Genomic DNA, 22356 nt, shown 5'->3' with positions numbered 1-22356 from the left:
CGGCCTTATCGTGTTTCGTCGTGCAAGCCGTTCACTTCTTATAGCGCCGCACTTCCAGCACCCCTTTGAGCTGGTCCAGCTTGGCCAGCACCTTGCCCAGGTTGCCCAGCGAGGCAATCTCCAGGGTCAGCAGCATGGTGGCGGTGTTGTCCTCGGTGTGGGACTGGGTATGCACCGCGGTGACATTGACCTTTTCATTGGACAGCACCGCGATCACGTCGCGCAACAGCCCCTGGCGGTCCCAGGCGCGCAGGAACACGTCCACCGGATAGAAGATCCGATCCGCCTCGCCCCAGCTGACTTCGATCACCCGGTTCGGATCCTCCCCCTGCATCGCCAGCAGGTTCGGGCAGTCCGCCCGGTGCACGGTGACACCACGGCCCTGGGTGATGAAGCCCATCACCGGATCACCCGGCACCGGCTGACAGCATTTGGCCATCTGCGTGAGCAGATTGCCGACCCCGTGGATGGTGATATCTCCGGACTCCGAAGCACGCGGACGGGCCGGTACGAACGCCAGTTCCTGCTGCGGATTGTCCGGCGACAACGCCTGGGCCTGGTTGACCACGTGGCCCGGGCGCAGGTCGCCGGCCCCCAGTGACGCCAGCACATCGTCACCGCTTTTCAGATTGAGCTGCGGCGCCAGCAGATCGAGGTCGATGCGATCCAGGGCCAGCCGTGACATCTCCCGTTCCAGCATCGCCTTGCCCTGGGCGATGTGCACATCCCGGTCCTGGCGTTTGAACCACTGCTGGATCCGGGCCCGGGTGGAAGAGGCGGCCACGTAGCCCAGTGACGGCGTCAGCCAGTCGCGGCTGGGGCCCCCTTCCTTGGCGGTGAGGATTTCCACCTGCTCGCCGGTGTTCAGGGTGTAGTTGAGCGGCACGATGTGGCCGTTGACCTTGGCGCCCCGGCAACGGTGCCCTACCTCGGTGTGAATATGGTAGGCAAAGTCCACCGGGGTGGCGCCGGCTTCCAGATCCACCACATGGCCATCCGGGGTGAACACATAAACCCGCTCGCTGGTCAGGCCATGTTTGAGCTCGTCGACCACGCTCTTGGCGTTGTCGCCCAGTTCTTCCTGCCATTCCAGCACCTGGCGCAACCAGGCGATACGATGCTCGTAGTCGCTCTGCCCACGGCGCGCCTTGGAGCCTTCCTTATAGCGCCAGTGCGCGCACACGCCGAGTTCCGCTTCCTCGTGCATATCGAAGGTACGGATCTGCACTTCCAGCATTTTGCGTTCCGGACCGACCACCGCCGTATGCAGGCTCTGGTAGCCGTTGTCCTTGGGACTGGCGATGTAGTCGTCGAACTCCTTGGGCACGTGCTTCCACAGCGAATGCGCCACCCCCAGGGCGGCGTAACAGTCCCGCACCTCCGGCACCAGCACACGCACGGCACGGACGTCATAAACCTCGCCGAACTCCAGGTGCTTCTTCTGCATTTTGCGCCAGATACTGTAGATGTGCTTGGCCCGGCCATACACCTGGGCGCCACGGATGCCGCTGCGTTCCAGATGACCGCGCAAATCCTCGATTACTTTTTCGATGTAGTGCTCGCGATCCAGCCGCTTCTCATCCAGCAGCTTGGCGATCTTCTTGTAGGCCCCCGGTTGCAGGTAGCGGAAGGACAGGTCCTCCAGCTCCCACTTCAGGTGACCGACGCCGAGACGGTGGGCCAGCGGCGCGTAGATGTCGAAGATCTCCTGCGCCACCTTGCGCTGACGCTCCGGCTCCGACTCCTTCACCGCCCGGATGATGACGGTCCGCTCCGCCAGTTTGACCAGCGCCACGCGCACGTCGTCCACCAGCGCCACCAGCATCTTGCGGACATTGTCGAGTTGACCGTCCTGTTGGCCGAGCACCGCCTTGCGGGTGGGGTTGAGCACGGTGCTGATGGCGGCCATGCGCAGCACGCCCTCGATCAGCCGCGCTACCCGCTCACCAAACTCCTTGTCCACTTCCAGCAGGGACATCTGCCCTTCCCGGACCGCCCGGTACAGCACCGCCGCCGGCAGGGTTTCGGTATCGGCACCGAGATCGGCGAGGATGTCCGCCATTTCCAAACCGATGGTCAGACAGCCCTTGCCGTAGGGCCAGTGGGCTCCGGCCGCGTTGCCGGCCAGCTCGCACTGTTCGGCCCTGGCGCAGGCCTGCGCCAGGGTTTCCACATCGCGCACCACGGTGCGCTTCTGTAACTGCTCAAGCCATGCTCGCCAGTCATGGCTCGGGGTTTCCAGGGGCTGCTGCCGCCGTACGGTGACCATGGAATACCTCCGTGATGTCTTGGCGCCGGATCACCGCCGGCCACCGCCCCGATAACACACCTCGGAGGGGCCCGCTCATGACCGCGCATTCTTCCGGACGGACCAGCCCTGGCCGTCCCGCTCTCAATCCGCCAATCCGATCACCCTTACCGGGCCCTCGGATCCTGGTCTTGCAAACCGGAACCATGCGCCGATTTGCATATAATCCATTTGTCGTCGCCGGCCCGGCCAGCGCGCCCTCAATCGCGGTCGAACACCGCGATCGATTCGACATGGGCGGTGTGGGGGAACATATCCATCACACCCGCCGCTTTAAGACGGTAACCCCGGCCCACCAGTTCCCCGGCATCACGGGCCAGAGTCGCCGGGTTACAAGATACATACACCAAGCGCCGCGCACCGAATTGGGGCATAAGCCGCACCATTTCAAGCGCGCCGCTGCGTGGAGGGTCAAGCAACACACGATCATACCGCTGTTGCGCCCAGGATTGTCCCTCCGGCGCCTGAAACAGATCCCAGGCGTGAAACTCCAGGTTGTCCAGACCGTTGCGGCGCGCGTTCTCGTAACCGCGCCGCACCATCGCCTCGCTGCCCTCCACGCCGACCACGTGGGCGGCACGGCGGGCCGCTGGCACGGTGAAGTTACCCAGGCCGCAAAACAAGTCCAGCACCCGATGGTCCGGAGCGATCTCCAGCAAATCCAATGCCAAGGGCACCATTTGCCGGTTGATATCGCTATTGACCTGGGTGAAATCGGTGGGGTGGAAAGCCAGTTCCACATCCGCCTGTGGGTAACGCGGATTCTCATGACGATAGTAAAGGCGCTCTTCCCCTTGTTCCGGCCATATCCGGTGCACGGTGGATTCGTTACCCGGCTGCAGGTACAGATGGAAATCGCACTGCTGGCAGAACGTCAGCAACCGCTGCCGGTCGGCCTCGCTGAGCGGGTCCATGTGACGCACGATCAGGGCCACCGGGCCATCACCCCGGGCCACTTCGATCTGCGGAATACGGCTGCGCCCCTCGAGGCCATCGATCAAGGCGCGAAATTCCATGAAGCGGTGCCCTACCTCCGGGATCAGCACTTCGCATTGGCGCAGATCGGCGATGAAACTGTTGCGCTTCTCGCGGAACCCCACCAGCGTCTCACCACGGCCCTCCACGTACTTCACGCCCATGCGGGCCTTGGCACGATAGCCGGTGACCGGTCCGGTGAGAGGATCAAGCCATCGCTCCGGCGTCAAACCGCCGAAGTGCGCCAGTTGTTCCTCCAGCACCGCCTGTTTGCGCGTGATCTGCCGGGACGGCGCCACATGCTGCAGGCTGCAACCGCCACACAGGCCGGCGTGTTCGCAGGGCGGCGTGACCCGGTCCGGCGAGGACGACAGGATTTCCACCGCCCGGCCCTCGTCAAACTTGCGCCGCCGGTAGGTGAACTTGAACATCACTTCCTCGCCGGGCAGGGCGTTGTCGATGAACGTGGTTTTGCCGTCCAGACGGGCGATCCCCCGGCCATCGTGGCTGAGGGATTCAATGGTGGCGGCCACCGGCGTTTCCGGCAGCTTTTTCTTGCGACGTGGGGCCATAAATGCAATTGAGTGGGCAGTTGATAGTGGACAGTTAACAGCGAGAAAAAAGTCAAAAAAAACCGATCTTCAGCCGCTGTGGGAAGCTTGCTTGCAAGCGAATATTGCCAAACGCCCGAGCAAACTCCATTCGCTTGCAAGCAAGCTTCCCACAGCAGCTAATAATCAGGCTGTTTCGTCTTGCGCCGTCAACTGTCCACTATCAACTGTCAACGGATTCCCAGGTCTCCAGGAACGCCTGGAAATGGGGGCGGTTCTGGTCACGCAGATAGTCGCGCAGCAAGGTCAGTTCCTGCTCGTAGCCGGTGGCGTCGATTTCGCCGCGCATCAACTGGAAACGCAGGAACACCAGCCAGGTGTTGAGCACATCGGTCTCGCAGTAATCGCGAATACCCTTGAGGTCGCCTTCCTGGAAAGCATCGAACACTTTGGCGCCGCTCATGCCCATCTTGCCGGGAAAACCGAGCAAGGAAGCGATCTGATCCAGGGGCGCGTTGGCGCGATTATTGAACATAGCCAATTGTTCCATCAGATCCAGGTGGCGCTGATGGAAGCGGCTGATGTAGTTGTTGAAGCGAAAACTGGTGTCTTCGTTGCCGGTCTCCCAGAAGCGGCGCGCCACCACGCCATGCTTGAGGGCACGATAGTTGAGCACCGGCAGGTCAAAGCCACCGCCGTTCCAGCTCACGATCTGCGGCGTGAACCGTTCGATACCGTCGTAAAAACGTTCGATCAGTTCTTTCTCGCTGCTGTCCTCATCTCCCAGGGACCACACCTTGATGCCCTGGGCGGAGCGCAACACCACCGAGATCGCCACGATCCGATGCAAATGCAGACGCAGGAACTCGGTGCCGTTTTCCTGACGGCGCAGATTGAACAACGCGCTGGCGGTGTCCTTGTCGTTAAGCCCTTCCAGATCGTGGAGACGGCGGCCGCCTTCCAGGTCCGGAATGGTCTCGATATCGAAAACCAGTACGTTCATGTCCGCTTACTCCTGACCGGAGGAAAACACACCGGTGGACAGATAGCGGTCACCCCGGTCACAGATGATCGCCACGATCACGGCGTTTTCCAACTGCTCGGACAGTTGCAGCGCCCCGGCCACCGCGCCGCCGGAGGACACCCCGCAGAAGATACCTTCTTCCCGGGCCAGACGACGCATGATGGCCTCGGCCCGCTCCTGGGTCATATCGATGACCTGATCCACCCGCGCGTCATCGTAGATGCTCGGCAGATATTCCTTGGGCCAGCGGCGAATGCCCGGGATTGAGGCGCCGTCGGTGGGTTGCAGGCCTATGATCTGGATCTCCGGATTCTGTTCCTTGAGATACATGCTGCAGCCCATGATGGTCCCGGTGGTGCCCATGGAACTGACGAAATGGGTGACGCCGCCGCCGGTGTCGCGCCAGATTTCCGGCCCGGTGGATTCATAGTGGGCCAGCGGGTTGTCGGGGTTGGCGAACTGGTCCAGCACCTTGCCTTCACCGCGCGCCTGCATTGCCTGGGCCAGATCCCGGGCGCCTTCCATGCCCTCCTCGGCGCTCACCGAGATCAACTCGGCGCCGTAGGCGGCCATGGCGTCGCGACGCTCCTGACTTTGATTGGCCGGCATGATCAATGTCATCTTGTAGCCGCGCATGGCCGCCGCCATCGCCAGGGCAATGCCGGTGTTACCGCTGGTGGCCTCGATCAGCGTGTCACCGGGTTGAATCTCGCCGCGCGCCTCCGCCTTGCGGATCATGTTGAGCGCCGGGCGATCCTTCACCGAACCGGCGGGATTATTGCCTTCCAGCTTGACCAGAATGGTGTTCGTCGTGTTCCCCGGCAGCCGCCGCAGCCGCACCAGCGGCGTGTTGCCAACCGTGGATTCAATGGTTTTGTAGTTCATGGTCGGCATTGTAGCCCAAGCCCGATGGCGGGCCCATAGCTGGCTGGCACGCTGGCACGCAACACGCTAAACCCGAAAGCCTGATCGTCAGCAAACAATAGCAAGCGTGTTTGCGTACCCACGAGACTGACTTCCCAAGCAATCCGCCCTCCCCGTCTCGCTACAAGGCCAGCAAGCATGGCGTGCAAGCGTGTTGCGTGCAGGCGAACAATCCCTCCCGCCACTGGCAGCCACCGCAAACTCCGGCATAATGACCGCCACCGAATAGTAATAAGGCGAATATGGCCCGTTCCAGTCTGCGTACCCGCATCATGGCGATGACCGCACTGCCCGCTCTGTTGGCGGCGCTGGTGGTGGGCGGCTATGCGCTGATCAACCGGATTCTGGAGCTGCGCGTGGACGATGCGCTGCGTCAGCAACTGATCATCGACAGCTACGCAGCCCGACTCGCCGCCCTGGAAGGAATGCCGGACACCTCTCGGGATCAGCTGCTGCGCGAACTGCTGGAGCAGCCGGACGTCCGCGCCGCCAGCCTGGCCGATCACCGTGCCGGTTGGCATTTACACGCCGGTCCCCGGCTGCGACCGGTGGAACGCAGCGAAACCAACGAGGTGGGCGGCGCCCGGCTGGTCACCGACTCCAGTTGGCAGTTGGTCCGCCCCCTGCCCGGTCGGCCCAACCAATTGCTGACGGTGGAGTTTTCCCGCCAGGGTCAGTACGTGGAAATCCTCGAGTCCGTGCTCACCATGTTCGGTGTGGTGATGCTGCTGATGGCGCTGGCGTTGATTCCGGCGTCGCGGCTGGCCGGCCAGGTCACCTTGCCGATCGGCGGTCTGCTGGACACCGTGCGCCGGGTCCGTGACGGCGACCTCAGCCCACCGCCGAAAACCGGCGCGCTGGGTGAGCTGGCCGATCTGGAAGACGGCCTGCGCAATATGGTAGGCGCCCTGGACGATGCCCAGGCGGAGCTGCAAAAGAACGTGGACCAGGCCACCCAGGACCTGCGCGAAACCCTGGAGACCATCGAAATCCAGAACATCGAACTGGATATGGCGCGCAAGGAAGCGCTCAAGGCCAGCCAGATCAAATCCGAGTTCCTGGCCAACATGAGCCATGAGATTCGCACGCCGCTGAACGGCATCATCGGCTTCACCCGCTTGCTGGAACGCTCCGATCTGTCTCCCCGCCAGCAGGATTACCTGAACACCATCCGCAAGAGCGCGGAGGCGTTGCTGTCGATCATCAACGACATTCTCGACTTCTCCAAGATCGAGGCCGGTCGCCTGTCGCTGGAGCACATCCCGCTCAACCTGCACGACATCATCGAGGACGTGCAGACCATGCTGGCGCCACTGGCCCAGGAAAAAGGCCTGGAGCAGGCGGCGATCATCTATTCCGATCTGCCCTCCCACCTGCTCGGCGACCCGCTGCGCATCCGTCAGGTGCTCACCAATCTGGTCAGCAACGCGATCAAATTCACCGAGCACGGCTCGGTGGTGGTACGGGCCATGCTCGAGGAGCAGAAAGGCGCCGAGGCGGTGGTCAAGATCACCGTCACCGACACCGGCAACGGGCTCAGCGAAGACGTGCAGCGCAGCCTGTTCAACGCCTTCACCCAGGCCGACCAGAGCGCCAGCCGCCGTGCCGGCGGCACCGGGCTGGGATTGGCCATCTCCAAACGCCTGGTGGAAGGCATGGGCGGTGAGATCGGCATCGACAGCACCCCCAGCCAGGGCTCCACGTTCTGGTTCACGCTGCGCTGTGAGCGCGATGTGGGCACCCGTCCGGAATCACCGCCGGCGGAACTGGCCCGGCTGTCGGTCACCCTGGTGGAAGCCAGCGAATACGCCCGCCTCGGCCTGTACCATATGTTTTCCGGCTGGCGCATGCGGGTCAGCGAGATCCAGGGCCTGGAGGTGCTGGATTCCCAGCTGGCGGCGGAGAACCTGCCGGACACCGATTTCTATGTGGTCGGGGTACCGGCCATGACCCGGGACCCGGTGGGTCTGGCGCCACTGATTCAGCGACTGGCACGGCACAGTCAGGCGCCGGTGCTGGTGCTGGCCAACAACGGCGACTATCTGGCGGACGAACTGGCCGACCAGCCCCGTTGCCGGGTGCTGGGAAAACCCGCCACCCGCCGACGCTTGCGCGACGCCCTGCTGGAGCTGAGCGGCCTGGGCGGCGACCGCGCCCGCCATCAGGAATTGCTGACGCCCCTGGGCTGCCATCCCCGCGTGCTGGTGGTGGACGATCATCCCGGCAATCTCAAACTGGCGCGTATTTTTCTTGAGGAGCTGGGTGCCCGGGTAGTGCCCTGCGCCGGCGGCCAGGAGGCCCTGGAGGCGTTCAGCCAGGGCACCTTCGACCTGATTTTCATGGACGTGCACATGCCCGGCATGGATGGCCTGGAAACCACCCTGGCCCTGCGTGAACGGGAAGGCGAAAGCCAGAGAACGCCAATCATCGCGCTCACCGCCCACGCCCTGGAAAACGAAAAGCGCGCCCTGCTCGCCGCCGGCATGGACGATTATCTGAGCAAGCCGATCACCGAGGAGCAGCTACGCCATACTCTGGAACGCTGGGTGCTCGGCCAGCATAGCCGTACGCCGGCGCAACCGGAAAACAACATCGCCGACACCGATATCGAACCGGATACCCCGGTGGTGGACCCGGAACTGGGCCGCAAGCGCGCCGGCGGCCGCGACGCCCTGGCCCGCGACATGTTCGACATGCTGCTCAACAATCTGGAACAGGACGGCCCCGGCATCCGTGATCTGGCGCGAAGCGGCGACCAGGAAGAGCTGCTGGAGCGAGTCCACCGCCTCCACGGCGCCACCCGCTACTGCGGCACGCCGCGCCTGGAACAAGCCGCCCGCCGCCTGGAGGAAGGCCTCAAGGGGCACCAGCCGGACGCTCAACTGGATACTCTGGTGGGACAATTGCTGGCGGAGATTGAGCAAGTGCAAGAACATGGAAGAGCAGCTGACAGTTGATAGTGGACCGTTGACAGCGGAAAACAAAAGGACAAAGAAGCTCGATCTTCAACCGCTGTGGGAAGCTTGCTTGCAAGCGAATATTGCCAAACGCCCGAGCGAACCCCCATTCGCTTGCAAGCAAGCTTCCCACAGCGGCTAAAGATTGAGTTTTTTGTTTTTTCCGCTGTCAACGGTCCACTATCAACTGCCCACTGTCTTTTCCGTTATCATATCGGTTCATTTCCAACCCACGGTGCTCATCCCCATGCCTTCTTCCGTTCTTCTCGGCGTCAACATCGACCACATTGCCACTTTGCGGCAGGCCCGCGGCACCCGTTATCCGGAGCCGGTGCAGGCGGCGCTGGTGGCCGAGCAAGCCGGGGCCGATGGGATCACCGTGCACCTGCGCGAGGATCGGCGGCATATCCAGGATCGTGATGTGGAACTGCTGGCGCGGACGCTGCAGACACGCATGAATCTGGAGATGGCGGCCACCGAGGAAATGGTTGGCATCGCCCGCCGCATTGGTCCGGCCCATTGCTGTCTGGTGCCGGAAAAGCGCGAGGAACTGACCACCGAAGGCGGTTTGGATGTGGTCGGCAACGAAGCCTGGATCAAGACGTGCTGTGACCGCCTGGGCGACGCGGGCATCGAAGTGTCCCTGTTCATCGACGCCGACCCGGCGCAGATCGAAGCCGCCCGGCGCTGTGGCGCCCCGGCCATCGAGATCCATACCGGACATTACGCCGACGCTACTGACGAAGCGGCCCGGCGGGCGGAACTGGAACGGGTGCGAGAAGGCGTGGCGCTGGGTCTGAATGCCGGACTGATCGTCAACGCCGGCCACGGCCTGCACTACCACAACACCCGTGACATCGCCGCCATCCCCGGCATCAACGAACTCAACATCGGCCATGCCATTATCGCCCAAGCGGTCATCAGCGGCCTGCACGAGGCGGTGCGGGAGATGCGGGACATCATAAAGAATAGCTGACAGTTGATAGTGGACCGTTGACAGCGAAAAAAACAGGTCTCCTTAGCTACTGTGGGAAGCTTGCTTGCAAGCGAATGGGGGCAACTCAGGCGTTAACAGTATTCGCTTGCAAGCAAGCTTCCCACAGCGGCTAAAGATTGAGTTTTTTGACTTTTGTTTTCCGCTGTCAACTATCCAACTATCAACTATCAGCTGGAGCCGCGAAAAAGTTCGCGGCTCCTGAGCGGCTTTCCGCCCAGGTGCGGGGCCAGGGCTTCGCGCAGCAGTTGTTTGGCCATGCGGCGTACCGCCGGGGCCCAGCGGTCTTCGGCCAGGGCTTGCAGGTCGGCGCCGGAGTGGCCGTTTTTGTTGGGTATCAATCCCAGGTCCGGCACCCAGCCGTAGCGCAGTTCCGGCGAGAGCGGTTGCCCTTCGCCATCGTGCTCGAGCACCAGGCCATAGCCCACTTCTTCCAGCAGCACCATTTCGAAACGGCGCAGGGTCACGTCCAGGGGCGTGTCGCCTTTCAATTCGCTCAGAGTGTATTCATAGGCGGGCCACAGGTCCGGATGGGGATCGTCACGGTGCAGCAGGCGTATCAGCAGCTCGTTGAGATAGAAGCCGCAATACAAGGCGTTGCCGGTCAAGACCACGGCGGCGCCACGTGGTTCGACTTGACGCAGAGTATGGAGATCGCCGCTGCCCCGCTGCAGTTGTACCCACAGAGGCACGAACGGGGCCAGCGCCGGGTTGCGACGGCCGCCGCGGGCCACCGCGCCGACCCGGCCGCGGCCGGGCAGGAACAGGTCGAGAATCAGACTGGTGTTGCGGAACGGCCGCCGATGCAGCAACCAGGCCGGTTCGAGACCGTTAGGATTGTCGCGAGTTGTCATAGCCCAGGGAGCGCAGGGCGCGATCATCGTCGGACCAGCCCGCTTTGATCTTTACCCACAAATTGAGCATGACGCGGCGCTCGATCAGGTTTTCGATGTCGCGGCGGGCCTGGGTGCCAATGCTCTTGATGCGCTCGCCTTTGTCGCCGATAAGGATTTTTTTCTGGCCACGCCGTTCCACCAGAATGGTGGCGGCGATGTCGGTGACACGGGGACCGTCCTCCCACAGATCGATTTCCACGGTGACCTGATGCGGAACTTCCTGACCCAGTTGCCGCACCACCTTCTCACGGATGATTTCCGCCGCCATGAATCGCAAGCTGCGATCGGTGAGCTGATCCTCGTCGAACCAGAAGTCGCCTTCCGGCAAACGCGAGGCCAGCGCCTGTTCCAACACGTCCAGGTTGTGCCCGCCCAGCGCCGACACAGGGATCACTTCGGCGAACTCATGGCGTTGGTTGAGTTTGTCCAGCAACGGCAGCATGGCGGCTTTGTCGTCCAGGCGATCCACTTTGTTCACCACCAGGATCACCGGGATGTCGCCGGCCCGGGCCAGCAATGACAGCACGTGCTCGTCACCTTCGTTCCACTTGTCGCTGTCCACCATGAAACAGATCACGTCCACGTCGGACAACGCCGACATGGCCGCCTCGTTCATGGCCCGATTCAGCGCCCGCTGTTGACCGGTATGGATGCCCGGGGTATCGGCAAACACGATCTGATAGTCATCCCGGGAGAGAATGCCGTGGATACGGTGACGGGTGGTCTGCGGCTTGCGCGAGGTAATACTCACTTTCTGGCCGATCAAATGGTTCATCAGCGTGGATTTGCCCACATTGGGGCGGCCGATGATCGCCACCAGGCCGCAGCGGCGGGATTCACTCATGAGTCTGCTCCAGCCAGTCCAGAGCCTGCTCCGCGGCCTGCTGCTCGGCACGCCGGCGGCTCGGGCCACTGGCACGGAAGGTTTTCTTCAAGCCGCTCAGATCGCATTCCACCTCAAAGGATTGTTTGGGCGCCTGGCCGGTCACCGACAGCACGCCGTAGACGGGTAATTCATATTTGCGCGCCTGCAGCCATTCCTGCAAGCGGGTTTTGGCGTCCTTGCGCACGCTCTGCGGGCTGATCGCCGCCAGCCGTGCCTCGAACCAATTCAATACCACCCGGCGGCAGGCCTCTTCACCGCCGTCGATGACCATGGCGCCGATCAGCGCCTCCAGGGTATCGGCCAGGATGGACTCACGCCGGTGGCCGCCGCTCTTCAGCTCGCCGCCACCAAGAATCAGGTATTCCCCCAGGCCCAGTTCACGGGCCACTTCCGCCAGCGTCTGGCCGCGCACCAGCGAGGCGCGCATGCGGGTCAGCTGCCCTTCCGCCGCGTCCGGAAAACGATGAAACAGCTCAGTGGAAATGATCTGGCTGAGCTGGGCGTCACCGAGGAATTCCAGCCGCTCATTGTTGTGGCGCCGGCTGACGCTGCGATGGGTCAGCGCCAGTTCCAGCCGTTCGCCGTCACTGAAGCGGTAACCCAGGGCTTTTTCCAAACGCTCACGGTGTTCGATCACGGCGCCGCCGATTTGCTGAAGGTATCCTGAAACGTCATCACCACGGACACATTGTAGAACAGCGGCTCACGGACTTCGTAGTCCACCGCCACCGCGACACGGCCACCTTCCTTGCTCACCGCCAGATCGTTGGCGCTGATCGCGTTGACCTGGTTGATGGTGAAACGTTTGCTGAGCGCGTCACGGATTTCCCGCTCCGACATCAGCGCGGTCTTGCTGTCTCCGAGCAGGGAGACGACCGCCGATTTGATGGTGTTGTATTCCATGTACGCCGGCACCATGCGGAACGCGGCGGTGCCAAACACCGCCAGAACGATCAGCACCACGATCCAGCCCAACAGGGACAGCCCCCTCTGACGTGCGCGCCCTTTCATCTTGTTATGTCTCCACTTTGTCGATCGCGCCGTTACGGGAGAAGCTGGGCAGCGAGAAGAGCGGTTCCCAGTGCATCCAGATCAGGAACGCCTTGCCCACCACCAGTTCCTCGGGGACAAAGCCCCAGAAACGGCTGTCGTTGCTGTTATCCCGATTGTCACCCATGACAAAGTACTCCCCCTCGGGTACCTGCCACTTGCCCTGGGTGTTACGGGGAATGACCTTGTCCCCGGTGTACGGATTGACCGGGCCTTCCTGGCGGATCAGATGCGGGTGTTCGCCGAGCATTTCGATGTACTCACGGCGCCAGGCCTGGCTGTTGCTGCCATTCTTGATCAGATCACGGTCCACCGCCTCACCGTTGACATACACCACATTATCACGCACTTCCACTACATCGCCGGGGAGACCGATCACCCGTTTGATGAAATTCTGGGCACGGTTTTCCGGAAACTTGAACACCATCACATCGCCGCGTTCCGGTTCACCGGTTTCCAGGATCTTGGTGTTTGTCACCGGCAGGCGCAGTCCATAGGAAAACTTGTTGACCAGAATGAAGTCGTGCACTTCCAGGGTCGGCAGCATGGACCCGGAGGGAATGGTGAACGGTTCCACCACGAAAGAACGGATCACCAGCACCACGAAGAACACCGAAATCAACGAGTTCGAGGTCTCCACCGTGCTGGCCAGGCTTCCGCCTCTCTGACGCAGTTTGAACAGCCGGTCGAGTATCCATACCACCACGGTGACCAGCAGCGCCAGGGTCAACCAGAAGCCAATATCTATATCCATCAGTCATCCACCTTCAGCACGGCAAGGAAGGCCTCCTGGGGAATTTCCACGTTGCCCACCTGCTTCATCCGTTTCTTGCCCTCCTTCTGTTTTTGGAGGAGCTTCTTCTTACGAGACACGTCACCGCCGTAACACTTGGCGGTCACGTTCTTGCGCAATGCCTTGACCGTCTGACGGGCAATGATCTTGCTGCCGATGGCGGCCTGAATCGCCACGTCGAACATCTGTCGAGGCACCAGTTCCTTCATCTTTTCGATCAGCACCCGGCCACGGTGAGCGGACTGATCCAGATGGCAGATCATCGCCAGCGCGTCGACCTTGTCGCCATTGATCAACACGTCCACACGCACCAGTTTGGTGGCCTGGAAGCGCTCGAAGGCATAGTCCAGGGAGGCGAAGCCACGGCTTACCGATTTCAACCGATCGAAGAAATCCAGCACCACTTCGGCCATGGGAATGTCGTACACCAGCGACACTTGCTTGCCCAGGTACTGCATGCCTTTCTGCTCGCCGCGCCGCTCCACGCACAGGGTGATCACGTTGCCCACATACTCCTGCGGTACCAGGATATTGACGCGGGCGATGGGTTCGCGGAATTCCTCGATCTTGTTGCCTTCCGGCAGCTTGGACGGGTTGTCCACGTAAAGCAGGCTGCCATCACTGAGCATCAGTTCGTACACCACGGTGGGCGCCGTGGTGATCAGGTCCATGTCGTATTCCCGTTCCAGCCGCTCATGGATGATTTCCATGTGCAGCATGCCGAGAAAACCGACGCGGAAGCCGAAGCCAAGGGCATCCGAGGTTTCCGGCTCATAGAACAGGGAAGCGTCGTTCAGCGCCAGCTTGGACAGCGCGTCGCGGAAATCCTCGTAGTCGTCCGCGGAGACCGGGAACATGCCGGCGTAAACCTGCGGCTTGACCTTCTGGAAGCCGGGCAACGCCGGTACGTCCAGGGTATTGGCGTGGGTCAGGGTGTCGCCCACCGGCGCCCCGTGAATGTCCTTGATGGTGGCGCTGACCCAGCCCACCTCACCGGCTTCCAGTTGTTTGGTCTCGGTGCGTTTTGGGGTGAAGATACCGAGACTGTCCACCACATGGGTCTGACCGGTGGATTTGACCACAATCTTGTCGCCTTTCTTGAGGCGACCGTGCTTGACCCGTACCAGGCAGATCACGCCCATGTAGTTGTCGAACCAGGAGTCAATGATCAGCGCCTGAAGGCGGCCGTCGCGCTCGCCCTCCGGCGGCGGAATCCGCTCCACCAATTGCTCCAGCAACTCCTCGATGCCGATACCGGTCTTGGCCGATACCCGGCAGGCGTCCACCGCGTCGAGACCGATGATCTCCTCGATTTCCTCAATGACCCGTTCCGGCTCCACCTGCGGCAGGTCGATCTTGTTCAGCACCGGCAGCACTTCCAGATCCTGCTCGATGGCAGTGTAGCAGTTGGCCACCGACTGCGCTTCCACGCCCTGGGCGGCGTCCACCACCAGCAAGGCCCCCTCGCAGGCCGACAGCGAGCGCGACACCTCGTAGGAGAAGTCCACGTGGCCGGGGGTATCGATAAAATTGAGCTGGTAGGTTTCCCCATTGCGAGCGGTGTAGTGCAGCGTCACGCTTTGCGCCTTGATGGTGATGCCGCGCTCGCGCTCCAGGTCCATGGAATCGAGAACCTGCTCCTTCAGTTCCCGATCACTGAGGCCGCCACAGGTCTGGATGAAGCGGTCCGCCAGAGTGGATTTGCCGTGATCGATGTGGGCGATGATGGAGAAGTTGCGAATATGGGTAATGTCGGTCACAGATTGCCGCCAAGGAACGAAACGATGGAGGGCGATTCTAGCGGATTATGCACCCGGCAACCAAAGTTGTTGGTCACCGGGCACGCTAACACGCCAATCGCGGCTCGCGAGCGGAGCACCCGGCCACTCCCGCAGCGACCCTGTAGCCCCCTGTGGGGAGCGGGCTGACACGCGCAGTGCCAACTCATATCGCCAAGGCCGGCTATTCAGCTTTGGCCTTGGCGTGCCGGCGTGTTTGCGTGTAAGCGTGCCAGCGAATGGTGGGACAGCAGTGGTCCCTGCACCGCGATGGTCACATCACTGCCCCAACTTGAGGGCGATGAACCGGGCGTTGCCGCCGCGATTGACCAGAGCCGGCACGGTGCCTTTCTCGGGCAGGTTCTTGACGATCTCCCGCAAGGTATCCAGGTCCTTGACCGGCTGGTTGTTCAGCGACACCAGGATATCGCCATTACGGACACCGGCGGCGCGAGCCGGGCCCTCTTCCACCTTGGCGACGACGACACCGGATTCGGCCTTGGCGCGGGCCAGCTCGGCGGCACTGGCGTCACGCACCTGCAGGCCGAGCACGCCGCCCTGGGCGCTCTCGCTGCCACCACCAGCGGCGGCCTGGCGCGGATCCTCGGGCAATTGGCCCACGGTCACCGACAGGTCTTTCTCGCCGCCGTCACGCATCACCGTCAGATCCACCTCGCTGTCCGGTTTGATGGTACCGACCACCTTCGGCAGGTCGCCGGAACGCTCGATCTGGTGACCATCGAACTCGATGATCACGTCACCGGGCCGCAGGCCCGCGGCAGCGGCCGGAGAACCGTCCACCACCTGGGCCACCAGCGCGCCCATGGGCCGCTCCAGGCCGAAGGACTCGGCCAGATCCCGGTCCACTTCCTGAACCAGTACGCCGAGCCAGCCCCGGCTCACCTTGCCGGTGTCCTTGAGCTGTTCCACCACGTCCATGGCCATGTCCATGGGGATGGCGAAACTCAGCCCCATGTACCCGCCGGAGCGGCTGATGATCTGGGAATTGATGCCGACCACTTCGCCGTTCAGGTTGAACAACGGCCCGCCGCTGTTGCCCGGGTTGATGGCCACGTCGGTCTGGATGAACGGCACGTAGTTGTCCGACGGCAGGCTGCGCCCCTTGGCGCTGACGATGCCCGCGGTTACCGAGCTGTCGAAGCCGAACGGCGCGCCGATCGCCAGCACCCATTCGCCCACCCTGAGATCCTCGGAGGAACCAATATTGACCACCGGCAGGTCGGAGGCTTCCACCTTGAGCAGGGCCAGGTCGCTCTGCTCGTCGGCGCCCACCAGCTCCGCATCCAGTTCCCGGCGGTCCTGCAGGCGCACCACGATTTCGTCGGCGTCGGCGACCACGTGATTGTTGGTCAGCACATAGCCGTCGCTGGAGATGATGAAGCCGGAGCCCAGGGAGCGAACATCCTCCTGCTCCGGCATGCCGCCGCCGAATTCATCGAAGAAGCGGCGGAAGAATTCCGGCAGCTGCTCCATCTGCTGTTGCTGGTCGCTGGCGTCACGGTGGGTAACGGTACTGATGTTGACCACCGCCGGCCCCTCTTTCTCCACCAGCGCGGTGAAGTCCGGCAAGCCGGTGACCAGCGGCCGGGAAGACGGCTGCGCCTGGGTTGGCGCGGCCGCTTTGGGTTGCTCCGGCGGCGCCTCCTGTTGCTCGGAACCACCGCAGCCAGCGACCACCAGTCCCACCGCCAGCAGCGGCGGCAACAAATAGTGTTGAATCATTCCCATGGAAAGCTCCCTGTGCATCGATGGAGTCTCTTGCCACCCTTGAAGGGCTTCTCTACCCCAAACAAACTCCGGTCAGTGTGTCTTGTACTGACACCGCTATGGAGAAAGCATCCTGACCGCCCCTTCCTCCCGCGCCGGACAGCGGCGCAGGACCGTTGGCTGATACGCCCGGCCGCGATCACCGTGATCGCGCCAGCGATTGATGATGAAACCCAGCAGCAGGCCCAGCACCCCGAACAGCGCGGCGCCGTCGAACGGCAGCGGCAGGGCGCCGCCGAGCAGAGCGCCCGCGAACAGTAGAACCAAGGGTAAAGCGTAAACCCACAAAGCACCGCGCAACAAAGCGCCTTCGGGAATCCCCACCACCACTTCCTCGCCTTCCTGGAACGTATCGGGGGTGAGCACGCGAAGACGGGCCCGCTGCCCGCCGCTTTGATTGATCAGACGATGGCCGCAACCCTTGCGGGCCTGGCAGGCATCACAGACACCGGCCCGCACGGTCTCCACCCAGATCGCGCCGGGCTCCCGTGCCACCACGCGCCCGTGCTCCTCGATCATTGCGCCGTGGAGACCTGTATTGATTGCATGACCCGTTCGGCGGTGGGCTGGGGAATCTCACCGACCAGGGTCATAAGGAAGGTAACCGGGCCGTTCTGGGTGTGGCGGCTGATCGCCACGGTGGGCCCGACCCGGCTGACGCCCTCTTCCGGGCTGGCGCTATCGGTGGCTTCGGCGAACACGGTGAAGGTGGCGAGACCGTCGCTGTAACTCTGCGCCGCCACCGGGTCCGCCACCGTGTCGACCCGGCGCCAGTCCTGATCCACGGCCTCGAAACCGCCGGGCAGCCACTGCGCCTCGATGACGAAGTTGCCGGGCCGGGAAGACGCCACGTTTTCCAGGGCCCGTTCGCTGTGGGTCTCGGGCACGTTGAAGTCCTCGGGCCGCAGCCCGGGATTCAGGTCCAGGGTGACGAATTCCACCCGCTCCAGCGCCAGGCCATTGCCGTCCACCATTTCCGACTTGAGCAGCAGCTTGCTTTCGCCATCCAGCCACAGCCGGTAACCGTAACGGTGGTTGTCCAGCGGCGCCACGCGCACGCGCAAGGTCGGGCGGCCGGCGACCCGGCCATCGCCGTCGAGGAGAACGTTGTACTGGGAAGGGATCGCGCTGGCCAGCCGGTCCTGGAATTCCAGTGGAGAACCATTGGCGTCGTCAATTCGGGTAAGGGTGCCGTTGGAATGCAGACAGACCAGTTCCGGTCCGCGCCTCAATACTTCCACCAGACGGCCATCGAGATGGGTCAGACGCTGATACTGGTGGCCATCGAAGATCGCATGGCTCACCTCCATGGTGCTCACTTCGGCCCCGAACTGATAGAGGAAACGGCCTTTATAGTTGAGTTGCCGGGATGCCTCGGACATGGATTGCAGCAGGGTTGCCGCGGGGGCTTCCTGGGCCGAGGCCGGCGGGGCGAGCAACAGCGCCGGCAGCGGCGCCATCAGGGTCAGGCCAAAAGCGAGGGTTCGCAGCATTCGTTAGCGTGCTCCGTTGCGGGCGTCCATGCTCACCAGGCGAGCATAGGGCATCATACCCTGACCGCTGTGGCGGGCGGCGAACTCACTGTGCCGCATTAGCATGGCGTTGACCCGCGGCTGGGCCGCGTTGACCTGCACCGGCACCGCGCCGGCACCGCCACGGGCGCTTTGCGACACCAGAGACAGATCACCGAACGGACGGCTCATACGCTGATCATTGGCGGCCAGGGTGTTTTGCGGCGCGCCGGGAGACATGGAAGAGCCGGAGGGCCCGCTCCAGTACTGCCAGCCCACCACGGTGGCGGCGGCCACGGAGGCGGCCACCGCCACCCGGGCGAAACCGCCCACCAGGCCGGACCGGCGCGCTGGCGCCGACTCCGCCGCCAGCGCCTCGGACAAACGCGCGTTAAAGGACGATGGCACCGGCCGAACCGCCTGACCATGCATCACATCACGGGTGAGTTGCCAACGGGCCAGCGTATCCAGACCCTTATCGTCCAGATCCCGCAGCACCCGCCGCGTCTCGAATTCATTGGTTTCACCGTCCAGCAGGGCGGACAACACTTCAAAGTCCCGTTTCATGACCTCACCCTTTGTCTCCACGTTGCGACCCTAGCAGGGGCCGCACCGCCTCGTCGATGGCTTCCCGAGCCCGGAAGATGCGCGAACGCACCGTTCCCACCGGGCATTCCATGACCGCGGCGATGTCCTCATAGCTGAGGCCCTCGAATTCACGCAAGGTCACGGCGGTCTTGAGTTCCTGGGGCAGTTCCTCGATGGCCCGGTGGATCACTGCCTCCAATTCCTCGGACAACACGTGGGACTCAGGGGTTCCAATCTCGTGCAGGATTTCCGCGCCACTGTACTGCTCCGCCTCGGCGGCATCCAGATCGGTGCCCGGAGGACGGCGCCCCTGGGCCACCAAATGGTTCTTGGCGGTATTGACCGCGATGCGGTAAAGCCAGGTATAGAAGGCACTGTCACCACGGAACCGCGGCAACGCGCGCCAGGCTTTGATGAAGGCTTCCTGGGCCACGTCCTGGACCTCGTCCTGGTCACGAACATAGCGGCTGATGAGAGCGAAAATACGCTGCTGATACTTTAGTACCAACACTTCGAAGGCGCGCTGATCACCATTTTTGGCTTTTTTGACCAACTGTTCGTCGGGCACCTAGCACTCCTTCGGGGTGGTCGTGGCAAGACGAGCGGCGACATCCCGTCGGCACGGGACGCACGGCATATGCCGACCAGGAACCGATGGCCCTGTTTTTCCCGTCGTGAGCTGGTGTTGCAGAAGCACTGTGCCCCCCGGAATGTCGCGATCTTCGCCTTGCCCTGGCCGCGCCGGAGTGGATTCCGCCCCGCCGGCCAGGATTGAAGCGCGGTATTGTAACAGGAGTTGCCTGGACCGCTATACTGGCCTCCCTGAACATGGCCGGTTTTCACAATGGTTCAACAATTCACCTCCATAATGCGCCGCTTTGCGTACCGTCCCCGGTCACGGTGTCGAGCCGGCAGCGCGGATAACCGCGGATAGCTATGGCAACCTTTCATTACGACGTTCTGATCATCGGTTCCGGCGCCGCCGGCCTGACCGTGGCCCTGCGCCTGCCCGACAATGCCCGGGTGGCACTGCTTTCCAAGGGCGAACTGACCCACGCCAGCACCTATTACGCCCAGGGCGGCGTGGCGGCGGTGCTGGATGAATCCGATTCCATGGACAGCCATGTGCAGGACACCCATGTGGCCGGTGCTGGCCTGTGCCACGACGACGCGGTGCGGTTCACGGTGGAAAACGGCCCGGAAGCGATCCGCTGGCTGATTGAACAAGGGGTGGATTTCACCCGCATGCCCGGCGGCCAGGACGCGCCCCTGCCCTACCACCTGACCCGTGAGGGCGGCCACAGCCACCGGCGCATCATCCACGCCGCCGACGCCACCGGCGTGGCGATTTCCAGCACGCTGATCGACCGCGTCAAGGAAAAGACCAACGTGGAACGGTTCGAACACCGGGTGGCGGTGGATCTGATCACCCAGGTGCACGATGGCGAGCGGCGCTGCTGCGGCGCCTATGTGCATGACATCCGCAGCGGTGAAACCGATGTCATTCTGGCCCGCTCGGTGGTGCTGGCCACCGGCGGCGCGTCCAAGGTGTACCTGTATACCTCCAATCCGGACGTGGCCACCGGCGACGGCATCGCCATGGCCTGGCGCGCCGGCTGCCGGGTGGCGAACATGGAATTCATGCAGTTCCACCCGACCTGCCTGTATCACCCCAAGGCCAAGAGCTTCCTGATCACCGAAGCGATCCGCGGCGAAGGCGGCAAATTGCTGCTGCCCAACGGCGAGCGTTTCATGCCGCGCTTCCACGAACTGGCCGAGCTGGCGCCCCGGGACGTGGTGGCCCGCGCCATCGACCATGAAATGAAACGCCTGGGCGCCGACTGTCTGTATCTGGACATCAGCCACAAGCCGGCGGACTTCATTATCGAGCACTTCCCCACCGTCTACGCCAAGTGCCTGCAACTGGGCCTGGACATCACCCGCGACCCGATCCCGGTGGTGCCGGCGGCCCATTACACCTGCGGCGGGGTGATGATCAACCAGAACGGCGAAACCGACCTGCCCGGCCTCTACGCGCTGGGCGAGACCAGTTTCACCGGTCTGCACGGCGCCAACCGCATGGCCAGCAACTCCCTGCTGGAATGCCTGGTGTACGGCCGCTCCGTGGCCCGCCACATCAGCGAGCACCTGCCCGGTCCGCCGCTGCCACGCGGCGCCGAGGAATGGGACGACAGCCTGGTCACCGACTCCGACGAGGACGTGGTGATCAGCCACAACTGGGACGAACTGCGGCGCTTCATGTGGGACTACGTGGGCATCGTACGCACGGTGAAACGGCTGGAGCGGGCCCAGCACCGGGTGGACTTGCTGCAGAAGGAAATCAGTGAGTATTACAGCAACTACCACATCAGCAATGACCTGCTGGAGCTGCGCAACCTGGTGGTGATCGCCGACCTTATCATCCGTTCGGCGCTGCAACGCCGGGAAAGCCGGGGACTGCATTTCATGCGCGAGTTTCCCGGCCCCCAGGATCCGCCACGGGACAGCGTACTGGTGCCGGACAACAGCCCCTTGCACGAGGGCGCCCTTTCGCCGGTCAGCGCCGCCGATTGAGCCAGAGCACCTGGCGCAGCGGTGTGAGCGCCGCCTCCCCGGCCTGATCGGCGAAGATCCACACCCAGCCCCGGCCGGGGCAGCGCAACGCCAGCCAGGGCCCGGGCGTCCAGGCACGGAACGGCGCGGTCACGGTGACCCGGCGCTCTTCCAACCCCCGATCCTCCAGGCCCCCATTTCCCAACACCAGCGTCACCTCCGTGGCGGTCACCGCCACCGCCGTCACCACTGGCGGCCGCCATCGCCGCACCCCCCAGACCAACCCGGCCAACAGCAACGGCCACGCCCACACCGGCACCGCGCTGTGCCACAGTGCCAGCACGGCAATCAGAAGAGCAGCAAGACGCAGGCGGCGCGGCCAGCGTGAGGGGCGCAGTTCAAGACGGGGCGGAAACGAGGCCCAGGATGTGGTGGACATAGGCGCGTAACTCCGGGTCTTGCGGTTCCGAACGGGCGGTGAACCACTCCAGCATGTCGACGTCCGCGCATTCCAGCAGTTGCGGGAACAGCGCCCGGTTGGCCTCGCTATCCTGCTCGAAGTGGTGATCCAGATAGCCGTACAGCACCACCTCCACCTCGGAAGCGCCACGACGGCACTGCCAGCGATAACGACGTTTCAGATCGGCCAGCGACATGTCTTTCCCCAACGATTAAGCGAACCGCAATTGTATGTCAGCGGCTCGCCGGAGGGTATGGGCCATGGCTGACAGCACCCGGTGTAATTCCCTATCATGTGTGACCAGCCAATAACCGGGAACA

At 63.1% G+C, this 22356-nt stretch carries 20 protein-coding genes; 3 read left to right on the top strand and 17 right to left on the bottom strand.

The genetic code is table 11. The features are described 5' to 3' along the window. Positions 1-31 precede the first annotated feature (31 nt). The 4 genes from relA to cysM all read right to left on the bottom strand — a co-directional run bounded on the left by relA (position 32) and on the right by cysM (position 5743). Positions 32-2269, bottom strand: coding sequence for a GTP diphosphokinase (gene relA, locus A6D6_RS14775; RefSeq protein WP_133490643.1), 2238 nt, complete (start codon positions 2267-2269; stop codon positions 32-34). A gap of 239 nt (positions 2270-2508) precedes the next feature. Further along, a complete protein-coding gene (gene rlmD, locus A6D6_RS14770; protein ID WP_159661152.1) occupies positions 2509-3855 on the bottom strand; it encodes a 23S rRNA (uracil(1939)-C(5))-methyltransferase RlmD in 1347 nt (448 codons plus the stop codon). 202 nt (positions 3856-4057) lie between these two features. Further along, positions 4058-4837 (bottom strand): 3'-5' exonuclease, encoded by a 780-nt coding sequence (locus A6D6_RS14765; RefSeq protein ID WP_133490641.1) that lies wholly within the window; start codon positions 4835-4837, stop codon positions 4058-4060. 6 nt (positions 4838-4843) lie between these two features. Beyond that, complete coding sequence (cysM, locus tag A6D6_RS14760) at positions 4844-5743, bottom strand: cysteine synthase CysM (RefSeq protein WP_133490640.1); 900 nt, start codon at positions 5741-5743, stop codon at positions 4844-4846. A 281-nt stretch (positions 5744-6024) separates the two neighbouring features. On the opposite strand from cysM, the gene A6D6_RS14755 reads away from it, so the two are divergent. Together A6D6_RS14755 and pdxJ are read left to right on the top strand one after the other, a co-directional pair. Continuing rightward, positions 6025-8739, top strand: coding sequence for a response regulator (locus A6D6_RS14755; protein ID WP_159661151.1), 2715 nt, complete (start codon positions 6025-6027; stop codon positions 8737-8739). A gap of 247 nt (positions 8740-8986) precedes the next feature. After that, positions 8987-9715: a pyridoxine 5'-phosphate synthase gene (pdxJ, locus tag A6D6_RS14750; protein WP_133490638.1), complete on the top strand. Its 729-nt coding sequence runs from the start codon at positions 8987-8989 to the stop codon at positions 9713-9715. Positions 9716-9903: 188 nt separating this feature from the next. Here the strand turns inward: pdxJ and recO are convergent, their stop codons facing one another. From recO to rpoE, 11 genes are all read right to left on the bottom strand, one after another. Continuing rightward, positions 9904-10587 carry a DNA repair protein RecO gene (recO, locus tag A6D6_RS14745; protein ID WP_133490637.1) on the bottom strand — a complete coding sequence of 228 codons (684 nt, stop codon included), beginning with the start codon at positions 10585-10587 and terminating at the stop codon, positions 9904-9906. Beyond that, positions 10565-11473, bottom strand: coding sequence for a GTPase Era (gene era / locus A6D6_RS14740; protein ID WP_133490636.1), 909 nt, complete (start codon positions 11471-11473; stop codon positions 10565-10567). The genes recO and era overlap by 23 nt, the downstream gene beginning before the upstream one ends. Further along, positions 11466-12152, bottom strand: a complete 687-nt coding sequence (gene rnc / locus A6D6_RS14735; RefSeq protein ID WP_133490635.1) for a ribonuclease III — start codon at positions 12150-12152, stop codon at positions 11466-11468. Before rnc ends, era begins: the two co-directional genes overlap by 8 nt. Beyond that, on the bottom strand, positions 12149-12526 hold the full coding sequence (locus A6D6_RS14730; protein WP_133490634.1) for a DUF4845 domain-containing protein: 378 nt from the start codon (positions 12524-12526) through the stop codon (positions 12149-12151). The genes rnc and A6D6_RS14730 overlap by 4 nt, the downstream gene beginning before the upstream one ends. A 4-nt stretch (positions 12527-12530) precedes the next feature. Further along, positions 12531-13319 carry a signal peptidase I gene (gene lepB, locus A6D6_RS14725; protein WP_159661150.1) on the bottom strand — a complete coding sequence of 263 codons (789 nt, stop codon included), beginning with the start codon at positions 13317-13319 and terminating at the stop codon, positions 12531-12533. Continuing rightward, positions 13319-15118 (bottom strand): translation elongation factor 4, encoded by a 1800-nt coding sequence (gene lepA / locus A6D6_RS14720; RefSeq protein ID WP_133490632.1) that lies wholly within the window; start codon positions 15116-15118, stop codon positions 13319-13321. The genes lepB and lepA overlap by 1 nt, the downstream gene beginning before the upstream one ends. Positions 15119-15415: 297 nt before the next feature. Beyond that, positions 15416-16885, bottom strand: coding sequence for a DegQ family serine endoprotease (locus tag A6D6_RS14715; protein WP_159661149.1), 1470 nt, complete (start codon positions 16883-16885; stop codon positions 15416-15418). A gap of 96 nt (positions 16886-16981) precedes the next feature. After that, complete coding sequence (locus tag A6D6_RS14710; RefSeq protein ID WP_133490630.1) at positions 16982-17443, bottom strand: SoxR reducing system RseC family protein; 462 nt, start codon at positions 17441-17443, stop codon at positions 16982-16984. Then, on the bottom strand, positions 17440-18417 hold the full coding sequence (locus A6D6_RS14705; RefSeq protein ID WP_133490629.1) for a MucB/RseB C-terminal domain-containing protein: 978 nt from the start codon (positions 18415-18417) through the stop codon (positions 17440-17442). The genes A6D6_RS14710 and A6D6_RS14705 overlap by 4 nt, the downstream gene beginning before the upstream one ends. Before the next feature lie 3 nt (positions 18418-18420). After that, positions 18421-19002 (bottom strand): sigma-E factor negative regulatory protein, encoded by a 582-nt coding sequence (locus A6D6_RS14700; RefSeq protein WP_133490628.1) that lies wholly within the window; start codon positions 19000-19002, stop codon positions 18421-18423. Positions 19003-19006: 4 nt separating this feature from the next. Beyond that, a complete protein-coding gene (rpoE, locus tag A6D6_RS14695; RefSeq protein ID WP_133490627.1) occupies positions 19007-19591 on the bottom strand; it encodes an RNA polymerase sigma factor RpoE in 585 nt (194 codons plus the stop codon). Positions 19592-19959: 368 nt separating this feature from the next. On the opposite strand from rpoE, the gene nadB reads away from it, so the two are divergent. Beyond that, the gene (gene nadB / locus A6D6_RS14690) at positions 19960-21597 is read left to right on the top strand and encodes an L-aspartate oxidase (RefSeq protein ID WP_159661148.1); all 1638 of its coding nucleotides are present in this window, start codon (positions 19960-19962) and stop codon (positions 21595-21597) included. Here nadB and A6D6_RS14685 read toward each other — a convergent pair. Continuing rightward, entirely contained in the window at positions 21581-22015 is a 435-nt protein-coding gene (locus A6D6_RS14685) for a hypothetical protein (protein ID WP_159661147.1), read from the bottom strand. The genes nadB and A6D6_RS14685 overlap by 17 nt on opposite strands. Beyond that, positions 21975-22232: an FAD assembly factor SdhE gene (locus tag A6D6_RS14680; RefSeq protein ID WP_133490624.1), complete on the bottom strand. Its 258-nt coding sequence runs from the start codon at positions 22230-22232 to the stop codon at positions 21975-21977. Before A6D6_RS14680 ends, A6D6_RS14685 begins: the two co-directional genes overlap by 41 nt. Between the last annotated feature and the right edge of the window lie 124 nt (positions 22233-22356).

The organism is Alcanivorax xiamenensis (assembly GCF_009846745.1).
GTDB lineage: Bacteria > Pseudomonadota > Gammaproteobacteria > Pseudomonadales > Alcanivoracaceae > Alloalcanivorax > Alloalcanivorax xiamenensis.
The sequence above is the reverse complement of the archived record's forward strand: the minus strand, read 5'-3'. Positions and strand labels throughout refer to the sequence as shown.

Bases quoted from the DNA above. Each gene is read 5' to 3' on its own strand.
- relA (WP_133490643.1), bottom strand. From the start codon at position 2,269: ATGGTCACCGTACGGCGGCAGCAGCCCCTGGAAACCCCGAGCCATGAC.
- rlmD (WP_159661152.1), bottom strand. From the start codon at position 3,855: ATGGCCCCACGTCGCAAGAAAAAGCTGCCGGAAACGCCGGTGGCCGCC.
- A6D6_RS14765 (WP_133490641.1), bottom strand. From the start codon at position 4,837: ATGAACGTACTGGTTTTCGATATCGAGACCATTCCGGACCTGGAAGGC.
- cysM (WP_133490640.1), bottom strand. From the start codon at position 5,743: ATGAACTACAAAACCATTGAATCCACGGTTGGCAACACGCCGCTGGTG.
- A6D6_RS14755 (WP_159661151.1), top strand. From the start codon at position 6,025: ATGGCCCGTTCCAGTCTGCGTACCCGCATCATGGCGATGACCGCACTG.
- pdxJ (WP_133490638.1), top strand. From the start codon at position 8,987: ATGCCTTCTTCCGTTCTTCTCGGCGTCAACATCGACCACATTGCCACT.
- recO (WP_133490637.1), bottom strand. From the start codon at position 10,587: ATGACAACTCGCGACAATCCTAACGGTCTCGAACCGGCCTGGTTGCTG.
- era (WP_133490636.1), bottom strand. From the start codon at position 11,473: ATGAGTGAATCCCGCCGCTGCGGCCTGGTGGCGATCATCGGCCGCCCC.
- A6D6_RS14730 (WP_133490634.1), bottom strand. From the start codon at position 12,526: ATGAAAGGGCGCGCACGTCAGAGGGGGCTGTCCCTGTTGGGCTGGATC.
- lepB (WP_159661150.1), bottom strand. From the start codon at position 13,319: ATGGATATAGATATTGGCTTCTGGTTGACCCTGGCGCTGCTGGTCACC.
- A6D6_RS14715 (WP_159661149.1), bottom strand. From the start codon at position 16,885: ATGGGAATGATTCAACACTATTTGTTGCCGCCGCTGCTGGCGGTGGGA.
- A6D6_RS14710 (WP_133490630.1), bottom strand. From the start codon at position 17,443: ATGATCGAGGAGCACGGGCGCGTGGTGGCACGGGAGCCCGGCGCGATC.
- A6D6_RS14705 (WP_133490629.1), bottom strand. From the start codon at position 18,417: ATGCTGCGAACCCTCGCTTTTGGCCTGACCCTGATGGCGCCGCTGCCG.
- A6D6_RS14700 (WP_133490628.1), bottom strand. From the start codon at position 19,002: ATGAAACGGGACTTTGAAGTGTTGTCCGCCCTGCTGGACGGTGAAACC.
- nadB (WP_159661148.1), top strand. From the start codon at position 19,960: ATGGCAACCTTTCATTACGACGTTCTGATCATCGGTTCCGGCGCCGCC.
- A6D6_RS14685 (WP_159661147.1), bottom strand. From the start codon at position 22,015: ATGTCCACCACATCCTGGGCCTCGTTTCCGCCCCGTCTTGAACTGCGC.
- A6D6_RS14680 (WP_133490624.1), bottom strand. From the start codon at position 22,232: ATGTCGCTGGCCGATCTGAAACGTCGTTATCGCTGGCAGTGCCGTCGT.